Below are 246 nucleotides of genomic sequence, written 5' to 3'. Positions count from 1 at the left end.
AGCACGCTGCCGTGGATTGATGAAGGCGCGAAAAGCCGCGTCGAAAAAGCCCGTATTGCGCTGGATAAAATTATCGTTCAGGAGATGGGCGAAATCAGCAAAATGCGCAGCCGTCTGACCAAACTTGATGCGCAGCTGAAAGAGCAGATGAACCGCATTATCGAAACGCGCAGCGATGGCCTGACGTTTCACTATAAAGCCATTGATCAGGTTCGCGCCGAAGGCCAGCAATTAGTGAATCAGGCA

1 protein-coding gene is annotated in these 246 nt (G+C 51.6%); it reads left to right on the top strand.

Annotated features, from left to right (window positions below):
- Positions 1 to 246: hypothetical protein (locus VJI93_RS09145; protein WP_324009380.1), on the top strand; the 246-nt coding region annotated here is incomplete at both ends.

The sequence above is a fragment of the Parvimonas sp. M20 genome (assembly GCF_035282425.1).
In the GTDB taxonomy this organism is placed as follows: Bacteria; Bacillota; Clostridia; order Tissierellales; family Peptoniphilaceae; genus Parvimonas.
The sequence above is the reverse complement of the archived record's forward strand: the minus strand, read 5'-3'. Positions and strand labels throughout refer to the sequence as shown.